Below are 14,996 nucleotides of genomic sequence, written 5' to 3'. Positions count from 1 at the left end.
GGCGGTAGGAGATAGAGCAATGAAGGCGATGGTTATCGAGCAGTTTGGCGGCCCCGAGGTGTTTGTCGAACGGGAAGTGGAGGCGCCTGAGCCGTCGGCTGGGCAGGTTCGAATCAAGGTGGTGGCTTCCAGTATTAACCCTATTGAAACCAAAATACGCTCAGGGTTTGTAAAGGCCGGGCCTGAGATGCCGGCAATCCTGAACGGTGATGTGTCTGGTGTTATAGACAAAATTGGCCCGGGAGTGTCCTCTTTTGCTGTGGGTGATGAGGTATTTGGGTGCGCAGGTGGAACTAAGGGCTGGCCTGGCGCACTCGCAGACTTCATGGTGGCCGATGCCCGGTTGCTCGCAAAGCGCACGCCAGCTATGAAATTGCCTCTGGCTGAGTGTGCTGCAGTACCGCTAGTGTTTTTGACCGCTTGGGCAGCCCTTGTTGAACGAGCGCAAATCCAGGCTGGCGAGCATGTGCTGATTCATGCTGGCACGGGTGGGGTGGGGCATGTTGCCATTCAGATCGCCAAGCACTTTGGGGCGCGAGTGGCTACAACTGTATCTACCCCGGAAAAAGCTGCGTTGGCAAAGAAGCTGGGTGCTGACGACATTATTCTTTACCGTGAAGAGTCTGTAGAGGGTTACAAGCAGCGGTTGACTCAGGGGCGGGGTTTCAGCCTGGTCTTCGATACTGTGGGTAGAGAGAACGTGGATCGGGCAATCGAGGCAACTGCAATTTCGGGGCGTCTCTGTTCCATTAATACTCGCTCCACCCATGATTTAAGCCTGATGCATGCCAAAGGCCTGACGCTACATGTGATTTTTCGTTCTATTCCTTTGCTGCATGGAATTGGGATGGATGATCAGCCGCGTCTTGTTTCCGCCATGAGCGATATGCTGGAACAGGGAGCGCTACAGCCGCTGCTCGACAAGGAGCGGTACTCGTTTACCAATGTGGGTGATGCCCATCGTCGTCTTGAATCCGGGCTCGCCATAGGCAAGATACTCCTGCTGCGATAACCCGCGTTACTTTTCAGCATCCACAAAAAAACGCCAACCCGAGGGTTGGCGTTTTCGTAGATCTAAACCTTGAAGCTTAATGCTTAAGCGACAGTCGCTTCAGCAGCCTTCTTGGTGTAGTTCTCCATCTGATCAAAGTTCAGATACTTGTAGATCTCTGCAGACATGCTGTCCAGATCCTTGGCGTATTCCATGTACTCCTCAGGAGTTGGAAGTTTACCCAGAATCGCGCCCACAGCCGCCAGTTCCGCAGAGGTCAGGTACACGTTGGCACCATCACCCAAACGGTTCGGGAAGTTACGGGTAGAGGTAGACAGAACGGTAGACTTGGGAGCTACACGCGCCTGGTTACCCATGCACAGGGAGCAGCCCGGCATCTCGGTGCGAACACCGGCGGTACCGTAGATGTTGAAGTAACCTTCTTCCATCAACTGCGCCTGATCCATCTTGGTAGGTGGAGACATCCACAGACGGGTGTTCAAGCCGCCTTTATGCTGCTCAAGCAATTTACCAGCGGCACGGAAGTGGCCGATGTTGGTCATGCAAGAACCGATGAACACTTCGTCTACCTTGTCGCCGGCCACTTCGGACAGGAACCTGGCATCGTCAGGATCGTTCGGGCAGCAAACGATTGGCTCTTTGATGTCAGCCAGATCGATTTCAACGACGTGAGCGTACTCAGCGTCTTTGTCAGCACGCATCAGCTTAGGATCAGCAAGCCATGCTTCCATCTGCTGGGCACGACGCTCCAGAGTACGGGCATCGCCGTAACCTTCAGCAATCATCCAGCGCAGCATGGTGATGTTAGAGCGCAGGTACTCAGCAACAGACTCTTCAGACAGGTTGATAGTACAACCAGCAGCAGAGCGCTCAGCAGAAGCATCGGACAGTTCGAAGGCTTGCTCTACCGTCAGGTGCTCAAGACCTTCGATTTCCAGGATACGACCAGAGAATTCGTTGATCTTGCCTTTCTTCTCAACAGTCAGCATGCCTTGCTTGATGCCGTACAGCGGAATAGCGTGTACCAGATCGCGCAGGGTGATACCTGGCTGCATTTCGCCTTTGAAGCGAACCAGAACAGACTCAGGCATGTCCAGTGGCATAACACCGGTAGCCGCAGCAAACGCAACCAGACCAGAACCGGCCGGGAAGGAGATGCCCATCGGGAAACGGGTGTGAGAGTCACCACCAGTACCAACAGTGTCAGGCAGCAGCATGCGGTTCAACCAGGAATGGATGATACCGTCGCCTGGGCGCAGGGATACACCACCGCGGTTGCGGATAAAGTCTGGCATGGTGTGCTGCATTTCAACGTCAACCGGCTTTGGGTAAGCCGCAGTGTGACAGAAAGACTGCATAACCAGGTCAGCCTGGAAGCCTAAGCAAGCCAAATCCTTCAGTTCGTCACGGGTCATAGGACCAGTGGTGTCCTGAGATCCCACAGTAGTCATGTGAGGCTCACAGTAGGTGCCAGGGCGAACGCCTTGGCCTTCTTCCAGTCCGCACGCCTTACCAACCATCTTCTGACCCAGGGTGAAGCCCTTGGTGCCAGCAGCAGGATCGTTAGGCAGACGGAACAGATCAGTCGCGCCCAGACCCAGAGCAGTACGTGCCTTGGCAGTCAAACCACGACCGATGATCAGAGGGATACGGCCGCCAGCCTGAACTTCGTCCAGAATAACGTCAGACTTGAACTTGAACTCGGAGATGGTCTCGCCAGCTTCGTTCAGGATCTTGCCTTCGTATGGGCGGATTTCGATAACGTCGCCCATGTTCATGTTGTCTACGGGTGCTTCGAATACCAAAGCGCCGGCATCTTCCATAGTGTTGAAGAAGATCGGGGCAACCTTGTTACCGATACATACACCGCCAGCGCGCTTGTTGGGAACGCCCGGGATGTCGTCACCGAAGAACCAAAGTACAGAGTTGGTGGCAGACTTACGTGAGGAACCGGTACCAACCACGTCGCCAACAAATGCAACAGGGAAACCTTTGGCCTTGATTTCGTCAATCTGGCTCATTGGGCCAGTTACGCCAGGCTCTTCCGGCTTCAGGCCATCGCGTTCCATTTTATAGGCAGCGCGGGCATGCAGCGGGATGTCAGGGCGTGACCATGCATCCGGTGCAGGAGACAGGTCGTCAGTGTTGGTTTCGCCGGTAACCTTGAAAACCACCATCTTGGTGCTTTCAGGAACCTTGTCTTTCTTGGTGAACCACTCAGCGTTGGCCCAGGACTCAACAACAGACTTGGCCACGGCATTGCCTGCATCCATTTTGTCTTTAACGTCGTTGAATGCGTCAAACATCAGCAGAGTGTGCTTCAGCTGTTCGCCAGCCAGTTCGGCCAGATCGCTGTCGTCGAGCAGGTCTACCAGAGTTTCAATGTTGTAGCCGCCTTGCATCATGCCCAGCAGTTGAACGGCTTTAGGCTTGTCCAGCAGGGGAGATTCGGCGTCGCCTTTAACAATGGCGGTCAGGAACGCAGCTTTCACGTATGCGGCTTCATCTACACCTGGTGGAATGCGGTTCTCCAGCAGGTCAACCAGAGTTTCCTCTTCGCCTGCAGGTGGGTTCTTCAGCAACTCAACCAGCGCTGCAGTTTGCTCAGCATTCAGTGGCTTTGGGGGAATATTCAGAGCCGCACGTTCTGCAACGTGTTCGCGATAGGCTTCTAACACTATTTGTACCCTCATCAGTTGGTGTGTCCCGCGCCTTTAGCACACGCCTGGCGGGAGTTTTATGGCGGATGGACTTTAAGTTGGCGCTGTATTGTATAGGAAAGCCCCTATAAAGTTAAGCTGGCCAGTGGTCGGAGAACGCTGATAGCTGCGCTATAATCGCCCACCCTTTGAATTGATGCTGTTGCTTACCATGACCCAGAAAACTGATTCCATAACCAAAGCCCTGCAGGATATTCACGATTTTCTGCCCTGTGTTACACCCAAACAGTGGATTGATAACGCATTAGCCAATCAGGACCTGATGCTGATTGATCACGCCCATTGCGAGAAAAAGGCCGCATCAACGGCGCTAAGCCTTATGTATCGCTATGTGGACAACAGCGACTTACTCAACAAAATGTCCCGACTGGCCAGAGAAGAGTTGCGTCATTTCGAACAGGTTCTGGCCATTATTGATAAACGCAGCATCGCATACTGCCACCTTACTCCTGCGCGCTATGCCGCCGGTCTGCGTAAAGAGGTGCGCACGGATGATCCGGGGCGGCTGGTGGATGTGATGATTGTGGGCGCTATCATCGAAGCCCGCTCATGCGAGCGCTTTGCGGCACTGGTACCGTTTCTTGATGATGAGCTTGCAGATTTTTATGGCAGCTTGCTCAAGTCAGAAGCGCGCCACTACAGGGATTACCTGGCACTTGCCGTGCAGGCCAATAAGGGCCCCGTTGATGAGCGGCTTGCGGATTTCATCGCGATTGAAAAGCAACTCATACTCGAGCCGGATACAGAGTTTCGGTTCCACAGTGGGCCCATAGCCTGAAAATCAGGTCAGCGCGCGGCACAACTTGATCCAGGCATCGATACCGGCGCTGCGGTACTTCTGTTTGTGCAGGATGAAGTAGAACTGTCGTTCAAAGCTTCGGTGCTCGGGTGTTTTCAAGGGCACCAGGCTACCGCGCCTGAAGGCATCTTCCAGAACCACCTCCGACAGGCAACCTATGCCCAGGTCGGCCTCCACAGCACGCTTGATCGCTTCTGTGTGCTCCAGTTCGAGCAGCACGTTCATATCTGGCAACAGGCCATGCATTCCACGCTCAAAACTCTGCCGGGTCCCGGAGCCTTGTTCTCTCATGATCCAGGTAGCGCCTCTAAGATCGTCGTCGGTCAGCGCCTCTTTTTTGGCGAGCGGGTGGGTTGGTGAGCAGAACACAACCAGTTGGTCTCCGCGCCAGGGCAAAACTTCAAGTTCAGAAGATTGCAACTCGCCTTCAATGAGGCCGATGTCCAGTTCGAAATCCTTGACCCTGCGCACGATCGTGCTGGTATTGGCTACTTCCAGCGCAACCCGGGGCCGGGTAGGGGTATTCATGTATTGGGCCATAACGCCAACGGCCAGATAGTTACCTATAGTTAAGGTGGCTCCAACTTTAAGAGCGCCTATTTCAGAGTTTTTGCTGAAAGCTTGTTCCAGCTCTGTTGCCTGAGCGAGAACAGCTTCTACTTTTGGTCGATAGAGTCGCCCGAGCTCATTCAGTTGCAGGCGTTTGCCAACGCGGTCGAACAGCTGGATGTCGAACTGGTTTTCCAGCTCCTTGAGCGCACTGCTGGCAGCAGATTGAGACATCGCCAGCGATTCCGCGGCCCGGGTAATGTTCTGAAAGTGTGCAGCAGCCAGGAAGACTTCAAGTTGCCTGAAACTGTATTTCATAACAAAGCACTCTAAATCGATGTAACCGAATAGGGTTATGGGAATATCCCATTTCATCGATAGGTTAATGGTGGGTTAGACTTTAGGCAATTCCTATTTTTACATTCTCCGCCGATAGCGAATCAAACGGGTAAGGGGCTTTAATGAGTAACCTGATAAAAGAAACAGTAACCAGTGTACATCACTGGAATGACACCCTGTTTAGCTTCAAAACCAGTCGCGATCCCGGTTTTCGTTTCAAGAACGGCCATTTTGTGATGATTGGTCTGGAGTCTGAAGGCAAGCCTTTAATGCGCGCCTACAGCATTGCCAGTGCGAACTATGAAGAGGAGCTGGAGTTCTTCTCAATCAAAGTTCAGGACGGCCCACTGACCTCCCGTCTGCAAAAAATTCAGGTGGGTGACGAGATTTTAGTAAGCCGCAAGCCTACTGGAACTCTGGTTTTGGACAACCTTCTACCGGGAAAAAATCTCTGGCTGATCAGCACCGGTACCGGGCTGGCGCCATTCATGAGCATCATCAAAGATCCTGAGATTTACGAAGCGTTTGACAAGGTAATTCTGACCCACGGCGTTAGATATGTGTCAGAGCTTGCGTATCAGGAGGAAATTGAAGCGCTTCCGGAAAACGAGTTCTTTGGCGAAATGGTTAAAGGCAAACTTGAATACTACCCAACAGTTACCCGTGAGCCGTTCCGAAATGAGGGCAGGCTTACCCGCGCCATGCAGAGTGGCAAGATAACCAGTGAGTTTGGCTTGCCCGAGCTGAACCTTGAAGATGACCGGTTCATGATTTGTGGTAGCCCAAGCATGCTTAAGGATACCTGCTCCATTCTTGATGAAATGGGTTTCAAGGAAGCTCGGGGTGGCGATTTGGGTCACTTTGTGATTGAGCGGGCTTTTGTCGAGAAGTAAGACGAAAACCGGAAGGAACTGTTGAAACCCGAGGGCAAGCCCTCGGGTTTTTTTATGGAAGAAGGAAGCCTGTGTATAGTAGTCGGTTTTAATCATCAGGAAGGACAGCATGTTTTATCTAGAGCTACAGCCCAGCTTCAGCGACACAGATGCGCTGGGCCACATCAGTAACACCACGCTACCAGTATGGTTCGAGCAGGCCAGAATGCCGCTATTCCGGATCTTTCACCCCACACTGGATGTAAAAACCTGGCCGCTGATCATCGCCCGCGTTGAAGTCGACTATGTTGCCCAGAGCTTTTGGCATCTGCCTGTGGAAGTTCGAACCGGCGTGGGAAGGATCGGAAACAGCTCATTTCAGGCCGTTCAGGAAGCTTGGCAAGATGGAAAGCTGATTGCGCGGGGCACGGCGGTGATGATCCATTTTGATTACGAAACGGAAAAATCCCTTCCGATTCCTCAGGACATTCGCAGCCAGTTGGCCGAGCATGTGGTTGAGTAACAAAAAGCCGGCAACGGTTTTACGCACGAGGTGGTGAGTTTGAGCATAAAAGCGTTATGGTCGGTTTTGCTGGCAGGTTCTCTGTTGCTTGCCGGTTGCGATGCTGGTGAGATGCGGGGTATTGGAGAAGCCGGCCCTGCTAAAGGCGTTTCAGAAACCGCTGCCAGCGACATCTCTCTCGCCCTCAAGCCCGCACAGCTAGACTGGGTTGGCCAAAAAATATTTCAGAACGAGTGTGCCGGTAAATACGAGTGCCTTGTTCACTGGAACGAATCTGAGGCTTTCCCGTCACTGGGTATTGGTCATTTTATCTGGTACCCGGAAGGGGTTAACGAGCGGTTTGTTGAAAGCTTCCCTGCACTTTATGAGTATATGGAGCAGCGCCAGCGCAACATTCCTGAATGGTTGCGGGAGCTCGAGCCTTTTGATGCCCCCTGGCCAGATCGGGAAACCTTCCTTAAAGTCTCCGACTCTCCCGAAATGGCGGAGTTGAGGGAGTTTCTGGCGGGAACCCAGGGAGTTCAGGCGGAGTTTATCTTTCGCCGCGCGAAGGACTCGCTGGCGACAATAATTGATGCGGCGCCTGAGCATCGTCAGGCTGATTTAAAAAGGCATTTGCAGGCGTTGAGTCAGACGCCTGGCGGTGTTTACGCGATTATGGATTATGTGAACTTCAAGGGAGAGGGGCTATCTCCCGATGAGCGCTATAACGGTGAGGGCTGGGGGTTATTGCAGGTTTTGCTGGCCATGCCAGCCTCAAGCACGTTAGACGAGTTTCGTAAGGCGGCAGGCGAAGTGCTCACGCGCCGCGCCCAAAACGCAGCAAACCCGGTCGAGCGGGATCGCTGGTTGGCCGGCTGGTTAAAGCGCCTGGAAACCTATCGGGAACCCGTCGATATGCATTCAGTTCCGGGCGTATCCAGCTGATATGAACAGCCTGCCTTAGTCCTTCTTTTGGGGTTCAGGCAGGGTGCGGACATGAATGTCCCGTTGCGGGAAGGGGATGTTTATTCCGGCTTCCATCAAGGCCCTTGTGATTGCTGCGTGTATTTCATGGGACAGCGGCATGATGTCCAGAAGGTCTTTCACAAACACCCGCACTTCAAAGTTGATACTGCTGTCCGCCAGGCCAACACAGAAAACGGCGGGGGCAGGCTCGTCTACCACCCGGGCATTGTCATGGGCCACCTTGGTGAGTATCTCCTGAACCTTGTCCACATCGGTGCCATAAGCGACGCCCACACGAAGTATCACGCGGGTAATAGGATCGGAGAGCGTCCAGTTAGTAAGATCCTGGGTAACGAAGGTTTTGTTGGGAATAATCTGTTCTTTCCTGTCCCAGTCCACTAGCGTTGTAGCGCGAATTCGTATGCGTGACACTGTGCCGGTTATGCCGTCAATGGTCACCGTATCACCTACCCGGATAGGGCGTTCGAACAGGAGAATAATGCCGGAAACAAAGTTGGCAACAATCTCCTGCAGCCCGAAACCAAGGCCCACCCCGAGGGCGGCAACCAGCCACTGGAGTTTGGACCACTGAACGCCTATCACGCCAAGACAGATCACCACGCCCATTAGCACGAGAATGTAGGTGGTAATGGTTGTGATGGCGTAGCCAGCGCCCGGTTCGAGATTCATGCGGCTCAGTATGGTTACCTCCATTGTTCCCGGAAGGTTCTTTGCGGCAAGCACGGTACCGGTGGCCACCAGCAAGGCAAGCAGAGCATCTGCAAGTGTGATTGGAAGCGGATCGCCGCCCTGGAGGTCTGTGGCAATCGTCCACAAGGTAATGTCATTGAACAGTTGCAGTGCAGGAATAACGCTGGCCCAAAGGAACAGCAGACCTGTGATTGCGAACGCTGAGACAAGGATTCTCAGCAGGGCGGAACTTTGCTGGCTAATATCCTTGAGGTCCATCTCGGGCATGTCCAGGTTTTGAAGTATGCCTTCGCCCGAGGTGTCGGCAGCCTCTCTGGCTTCTGCTGCCCTGCGTTCAGCAGCTCTCTGCTCTCTGAGGCGCTCAAGGGTGAGCCGGCGCTCGCGCACCGAGAGGCCCCTCAGGCCTACGTAGTAGACCAGCGTGTTAAAGGCGAGCCAGCAGATTGTTATAAACAGGTTGCGCTCGAGTTGCAGGGCTGTGTAGTGGTAGCCAATGAGGGATGCCGCCGCCAATACGAGCGGAGCGGCTACGGCGGTCACATGAAAGATTTGTAAAAAGTTGCTGTGGGGTTTTCCGGTTCGCACCGCTTTCATGATGCGCTGTGCGAAAACTGCCAGCACGATGGACACCAGGGTGAAAAGCAGGCGGCCGAGGCTGTCGTCAAATTGGGCACCATCAGGTGTGGAGTTCGTTGATGTGGTTATTATCGCCACAGGAATAACAGACACCATGAGGATGGGCAGTTCGCGACGTATCACCACCAAGGTGTTGGTGTTCCAGTGAAAATGGCTTTCTCCCAGCCCCTGTTTGCGGGCAACGTTGCGAACAAATGCAAGCAAAAGCATTATGAAGGCAGCGGCTGTGAAGCCTTTCGAGAGTGCCGAGTAAAAGGCATTGCCCTCCATCAGTATCAGCGCCAGCAGGGAAAACAACAACACGCCCGGCATCGCCAGTAAAAGGCTGTTAGCCAGTGCCTGAAGGGTAAATGTAGTTCGGTCATGGCCAACGTTACCGATATGGCGGCTGTTTTCCATGAGGTTTTTCAGAATGGCTTTGCGTTTCACCAGCAAAACGATGAGTAGCAGCGCGACAAGCCCAATGCGGATGCCGCGCTCTTTCACTGACTGGGTAAGGGCCTCGACTAATGCATCAGGGCTCAGTTGTGAGATGAACCATTCGGCGGATTTGTATAATTCTCCTGCGGTTTCTGCGCTGACAGCCGCTGCGCTGGGAAGCCAGAAAAGCCTTTGCTGCAGGAGTTCCTGATATTCCAGAACCTGTTCTTGCAGGGTGGAAACTGTGCTGTAATATTCGTTGAGCACATCAATGTGTTCGGTAACAGCTTCGTGCAGTTCACGCAGCAGTTCAGAACGGCGGGTCCGCAGTTGTCCGCGGGCATCGTCGCCTGGTTCGGCAATGGCTTCAAACTCCTCCAGCCTCAGTTGCTCTTCTCTTGCTGAAGCAAGCTTGTCCTCGATGCCTTCAATCAAATCGCTGGCAATACTTTGTCTTTGCAGGCGTTCAAGCCTTTGCCTTAGCAGGTTGGCATAGCTTGCCGTCAGATTAAGCCCCGCTTTCTCCAGCCTCAGTTCAAAGCTCTTATACTCATCTTGAAGGCGGGTCAAAATGGATTCCGCATATGCTAGCCGACCCCGGCTCTCCCTTACCGCGATCTGGCGCTGAGTGAGTGAGGACTGCAGGGCTCGTACCTGCTCCAGAATGTCAGAGTTAACCACGTCGGGTAACTTTATCTCTGGCGGTGATTCTGTACCTGCGTCAAGCTCAGGTTGCACGGCAGGCCGCGATTCTTCTGGTTGCTCTGCGGTTTGGTTGCTTTGTCCTGATGCTGTGTTTGATTGCTTGTTGGCGGTCTCCGATTCTTCGGCCCAGGCTGGCAGGTGCAAGGCGCAGAGTAACAAGAGGCCGGCCAAGCATGGTGCCAGAGCTGCATAGCGGGTAAGACGTTGCTTCATATTATGCACTCCTTGCATGGACGGCACTCGAGAGTGAGCCCTGAATTATAAGGCAACTGTGCGCCTCAGGAGTTTGAGAGCGGCATCTTTTTCAACTCTGGCTTTTGCCCAGGTTGCACAGCCAGCCACCAGACGTGCTTGTCCCAGTCGCCCAGAACGATCCGCTGTGCGGCCTTACCGTTTACTTCCAGGGAGTGTTCGGCAGGTCTATGGGTATGCCCATGAATCAGTTGCGGCACATCATGGGCTTCCATAATGCGCACCACCTCCTCTGGGGTCACGTCCATAATATCTTCTGCTTTGCCCTGATTTGAGGCCATGCTCATTTCCCTCAGTTGGCGCGCCATTTGTTGGCGATCTTTGAGAGGACGAGCCAGAATCATCTTTTGCATTTGCGGGTTGCGCATTTTTGCACGGAATTTCTGGTATTCCACGTCGGCTGTGCAAAGGCTGTCACCATGCATCAGCAGGGTAGGGGTGCCATAGAGGTCAATGAGCGTGGGATCATCCAGCAGGGTGGCGCCTGCTCGCTCACAAAAAACCTCGCCTAGCAGAAAATCCCGGTTGCCGTGCATCAGAAAAACACGAGTGCCCCTGTCGCTCAGGGCGCGCAGTGCGGCTGCAGCCTGCTCTTGCAGAGGCGTGCGTTCATCATCACCAATCCAGGCCTCAAAGAAATCGCCGAGTATGTAGAGCTGCTCTGCGCCAGGCGCCTTTTCTTCGAGAAAGCGAAGAAACGCCCCGGTAATATCAGGGCGTGACTCCTCCATGTGCAGATCGGAAATAAACAGCGTTGTCACGCTGCGCCTCCATCCTCGATAACGCTGGCTTTCTCAATGACCACATCCTCATAGGGGACGTCTTGATGGCCCGCGTTCATGGTGGTGCGCACGGCACGAATAGCGTTAACCGTTTCCATGCCTTCTACTACTTTGCCAAATACGCAATAGCCCCAGCCTTCGGTCGTTTTGGCCGAGTGGTCCAGAAATCCGTTGTCTTCCACGTTGATGAAAAACTGTGCGGAGGCGGAATGTGGATCCATGGTGCGGGCCATGGCAACCGTGCCTTTCATGTTGCTCAGGCCGTTATCGGCTTCGTTTTTGATGGGCTCGCGAGTTTTACGCGCAGCCATACCTGGCTCAAAGCCGCCGCCCTGGACCATGAAGTTGCTGATAACGCGGTGAAAAATAAGGCCATCATAAAAACCTTCACGAACATATTGCTCAAAGTTTTTTGCGGTTTCAGGGGCTTTTTCGTAATCCAGTTCGAGCTTGATATCGCCGTGATTGGTTGTCAGCAGAATCATCAGGGGTTCCTGTTCATTGAGTTAGAATCGGGTAAAGCCGGTATTGTACGCAAGAGTTTCCGGTGATGCATGAGTCCGGCCCGGATTTATGAGTATAATAGATGGTTTACGACCCACTTCTTTTGACAGAGATTGTATGAGCGCCGAGCCGAAGAAAGCCCATAACTTTATTCAGAACCTGATTGAAGACGCCCTTGCCAAAGGCGAGCATACCGGTCAGGTGGTTACCCGTTTCCCGCCGGAGCCAAATGGATATCTGCACGTTGGTCATGCGAAATCCATTTGTCTTAACTTTGGCATTGCCGATACGTTTTCTGGTGTGTGTAACCTGCGGTTTGACGACACCAATCCGGAAAAGGAGAGTCAGGAGTACATCGATGCCATCAAGGAAGATGTTGAGTGGCTTGGTTACACCTGGAATGGGGATGTGCGTTATGCCTCTGATTATTTTGATGCTCTCTACCATTTTGCCGAGGAGTTGATCGAAAAAGGCAAGGCGTATGTGTGCGCGCTTACGGCAGAGGAAATGGCCGAGTACCGCGGCACTCTGACAGAGCCGGGTAAAAACAGCCCTTATCGCGACCGGCCTGTCGAAGAAAGCCTGAAGCTATTCCGGGAGATGCGAGACGGAAAGTTCGAAAACGGTGAGCTGGTGTTGCGGGCGAAGATTGATATGGCTTCTCCGAACATCAATATGCGCGATCCTATTCTTTACCGCATTCGTTTCGCAGAACACCACCAGACAGGTAACAAGTGGTGCATCTACCCGATGTACGATTACACGCACCCAATTTCTGATGCCATGGAGGGGATTACTCACTCTCTGTGCACACTCGAATTTGAAGACCACCGCCCCCTCTATGAGTGGGTGCTGGAAAACATCACTGCGCCATGCCAGCCACGGCAGATCGAGTTCGCTCGCCTGAACCTGAACTACACCATTACCAGCAAGCGTAAGCTCAAGCGCCTGGTTGACGAGAATCTGGTGGACGGCTGGAATGACCCGCGTATGCCGACTATTTCGGGTATGCGTCGCCGGGGGTATACGCCGGAATCTCTGCGTGCCTTCTGTGACATGATCGGCGTTAACAAGGCTGGCGGAACAGTGGATATGGGGATGCTTGAGTTCGCTATCCGAGAGGATTTGAACGCCCGCTCCCCCCGTGCCATGTGCGTAATGCGCCCACTGAAAGTGACGCTGACCAATTACCCGGCTGACAAGACCGAAACTCTATCCCTGCCTGTACATCCTCAGAATCCGGGTATGGGGCAGCGTGAAGTGACCTGGAGTCAGACCCTGTTTATCGATCGGGAAGACTTTGTGGAAGAGGCGCCGCGCAAGTGGAAGCGCCTGGCGCCGGAGCAGGCGGTTCGCCTTCGCGGCGGCTATGTGATGACCTGCAAAGAAGTTGTTCGGGACGCCAGTGGCGAAATTGTTGAGCTCCGCTGTGAATACGATCCAGCTACTTTGGGTGTTAACCCTGAAGGTTATAAGCCTAACGGTGTTATTCACTGGGTATCTGAGGCCGACAGCGTAGATTGCGACATTAACCTGTACGACAGGTTGTTCAACCACGAATTCCCGGACAGCGATAAGGAAGGCGACTTCCTGGATCATGTTAACTCCCAATCACTTGTAGTTCTGAAAGGAGCACGGGCAGAGAAGGGCTTGGCAACGCCGCTTACAGACCTGCCATACCAGTTTGAGCGGGAAGGTTATTTCTTCTGTGATCAGGAGCTGACAGCCAAGGCCGGTAAGCCGGTATTCAATCGTACAGTTACCTTGCGGGATTCCTGGGGTAAATAAGGGTAAGCATTCGGGAGACCAGCTTTGATCAGGATTTATAATACGCTCACCCAGCAAAAAGAAACCTTTACGCCGATTGAGCCTGGAAAGGTTCGTATGTACGTGTGTGGTATGACGGTTTACGACTACTGCCATCTGGGTCATGCCCGGGTGTTGGTGGCATTTGATGTGATCACACGTTACATGCGCAGTCGTGGCTACGATGTAACCTATGTGCGAAATATCACCGATATTGACGACAAGATTCTTCGCAGGGCAGAGGAAAACGGCGAGCCGTTTACCGAGCTGACCGAGCGCATGATTGCGGCCATGCATGAGGATGAGGCGCGCCTTGGCGTGCTGTCACCCAGCGAAGAGCCAAGGGCTACGGATTATATTGCTGAGATCATTGCCATGATCAGTACGCTGATTGAATCCGATCATGCCTATGCTGCAGCTAACGGTGATGTTTATTTTTCCGTAGAGTCTTTTGAGAACTACGGAAAACTCAGCAAGAAAAAGCTCGAAGACCTGCTGGCAGGTGCGCGCATTGATGTGCAGGAAGCCAAGCGAAGCCCTGCTGATTTTGCGCTTTGGAAAGCCGCAGGCGAAGGCGAGGTTAGTTGGCCCTCGCCATGGGGGAATGGGCGTCCTGGCTGGCACATTGAGTGCTCCGCCATGTCTACCCATTGCCTGGGTAATACCTTCGACATTCATGGAGGCGGGCCAGACTTACTGTTCCCTCACCATGAAAACGAAATTGCCCAGTCTGAGTGCGCTACCGGGCACACTTTCGTAAACACCTGGATGCACGCGGGAGCTATCCGCGTGAACAAGGAAAAGATGTCCAAATCCTTGGGCAATTTTTTCACGATTCGGGAGATACTGGAAACCTATCCGCCTGAAGTGGTGCGCTTCTTTCTGGTGTCCAGCCACTACCGCAGTCAGGTTGATTACTCTGAAGACAATCTTGCTGAAGCAGGGCGCTCTCTGGCCCGGTTATACCATGCACTGCGTGGTGTAGAACCCATGAGCTCAAACGATGTGCCTGACACTGAGCAGGATCGGCGCTTCGTAGAGTTGATGAATGACGACTTTAACTGCCCGGGTGCGATATCGGTTTTACACGCGTTGGCTAATGACATAAATCAACACCGTCGTGAAGGTCGTGAAGACGATGCAAGGAAAGCGGCAACTGTGATGATCAGGCTTGGCGATGTTCTTGGGATCTTGCAGCAAAACCCGGATGCCTTCTTTCAGGCTGATTCCGGCGGAGAGCTGACGGCAGAAGACATTGAAGCGAAAATTCAGGCCCGTGCTGACGCCCGCAAGTCTAAAGATTTTGCCGGTGCCGACCGCATTCGTGACGAACTGGCAGAGCAGGGTATTATTCTGGACGACTCCCGCGAGGGAACAAGTTGGCGGCGTAGTTAACGCTGATACCAAGGTCGCGTTGT

General features: G+C 53.4%; 12 protein-coding genes. 7 read left to right on the top strand and 5 right to left on the bottom strand.

What is annotated here, in order from left to right; translation table 11 throughout:
- Positions 1-19: 19 nt before the first annotated feature.
- Positions 20-1,012 carry a zinc-dependent alcohol dehydrogenase family protein gene (locus FE848_RS01890; protein ID WP_200201029.1) on the top strand — a complete coding sequence of 331 codons (993 nt, stop codon included), beginning with the start codon at positions 20-22 and terminating at the stop codon, positions 1,010-1,012.
- Between the two features lie 83 nt (positions 1,013-1,095).
- Here the strand turns inward: FE848_RS01890 and FE848_RS01885 are convergent, their stop codons facing one another.
- Positions 1,096-3,690, bottom strand: coding sequence for a bifunctional aconitate hydratase 2/2-methylisocitrate dehydratase (locus FE848_RS01885; RefSeq protein WP_200201306.1), 2,595 nt, complete (start codon positions 3,688-3,690; stop codon positions 1,096-1,098).
- Between the two features lie 193 nt (positions 3,691-3,883).
- Between FE848_RS01885 and FE848_RS01880 the strand changes: the two genes are divergently transcribed.
- Positions 3,884-4,510 (top strand): tRNA-(ms[2]io[6]A)-hydroxylase, encoded by a 627-nt coding sequence (locus FE848_RS01880; RefSeq protein ID WP_227714579.1) that lies wholly within the window; start codon positions 3,884-3,886, stop codon positions 4,508-4,510.
- A gap of 3 nt (positions 4,511-4,513) precedes the next feature.
- Here FE848_RS01880 and FE848_RS01875 read toward each other — a convergent pair whose 3' ends face one another.
- Positions 4,514-5,398, bottom strand: coding sequence for a LysR substrate-binding domain-containing protein (locus FE848_RS01875; protein WP_200201028.1), 885 nt, complete (start codon positions 5,396-5,398; stop codon positions 4,514-4,516).
- 143 nt (positions 5,399-5,541) lie between these two features.
- Here FE848_RS01875 and FE848_RS01870 point away from each other — a divergent pair, with 143 nt between their 5' ends.
- From FE848_RS01870 to FE848_RS01860, 3 genes are all read left to right on the top strand, one after another.
- Complete coding sequence (locus FE848_RS01870; RefSeq protein ID WP_200201027.1) at positions 5,542-6,312, top strand: ferredoxin--NADP reductase; 771 nt, start codon at positions 5,542-5,544, stop codon at positions 6,310-6,312.
- Between the two features lie 109 nt (positions 6,313-6,421).
- Complete coding sequence (locus FE848_RS01865; RefSeq protein ID WP_200201026.1) at positions 6,422-6,814, top strand: acyl-CoA thioesterase; 393 nt, start codon at positions 6,422-6,424, stop codon at positions 6,812-6,814.
- A 39-nt stretch (positions 6,815-6,853) separates the two neighbouring features.
- Complete coding sequence (locus tag FE848_RS01860; RefSeq protein ID WP_227715077.1) at positions 6,854-7,741, top strand: hypothetical protein; 888 nt, start codon at positions 6,854-6,856, stop codon at positions 7,739-7,741.
- 15 nt (positions 7,742-7,756) lie between these two features.
- On the opposite strand, the gene FE848_RS01855 is transcribed toward FE848_RS01860, so the two are convergent.
- From FE848_RS01855 to FE848_RS01845, 3 genes are all read right to left on the bottom strand, one after another.
- Positions 7,757-10,447: a mechanosensitive ion channel domain-containing protein gene (locus FE848_RS01855; protein WP_200201025.1), complete on the bottom strand. Its 2,691-nt coding sequence runs from the start codon at positions 10,445-10,447 to the stop codon at positions 7,757-7,759.
- Between the two features lie 65 nt (positions 10,448-10,512).
- Positions 10,513-11,247: a UDP-2,3-diacylglucosamine diphosphatase gene (locus tag FE848_RS01850; RefSeq protein ID WP_200201024.1), complete on the bottom strand. Its 735-nt coding sequence runs from the start codon at positions 11,245-11,247 to the stop codon at positions 10,513-10,515.
- Entirely contained in the window at positions 11,244-11,753 is a 510-nt protein-coding gene (locus FE848_RS01845) for a peptidylprolyl isomerase (protein WP_200201023.1), read from the bottom strand. Before FE848_RS01845 ends, FE848_RS01850 begins: the two co-directional genes overlap by 4 nt.
- Positions 11,754-11,889: 136 nt before the next feature.
- On the opposite strand from FE848_RS01845, the gene FE848_RS01840 reads away from it, so the two are divergent.
- Positions 11,890-13,560: a glutamine--tRNA ligase/YqeY domain fusion protein gene (locus tag FE848_RS01840; protein ID WP_200201022.1), complete on the top strand. Its 1,671-nt coding sequence runs from the start codon at positions 11,890-11,892 to the stop codon at positions 13,558-13,560.
- A 24-nt stretch (positions 13,561-13,584) separates the two neighbouring features.
- A complete protein-coding gene (gene cysS, locus FE848_RS01835; RefSeq protein ID WP_200201021.1) occupies positions 13,585-14,973 on the top strand; it encodes a cysteine--tRNA ligase in 1,389 nt (462 codons plus the stop codon).
- Positions 14,974-14,996: the final 23 nt, after the last annotated feature.

Origin of the sequence: Marinobacter sp. 1-3A, from assembly GCF_016597775.1 — a bacterium.
Taxonomy (GTDB): Bacteria; Pseudomonadota; Gammaproteobacteria; order Pseudomonadales; family Oleiphilaceae; genus Marinobacter; species Marinobacter xiaoshiensis.
Note: the sequence above shows the minus strand (reverse complement) of the source record. Positions and strands in the feature narration are given on the sequence as shown.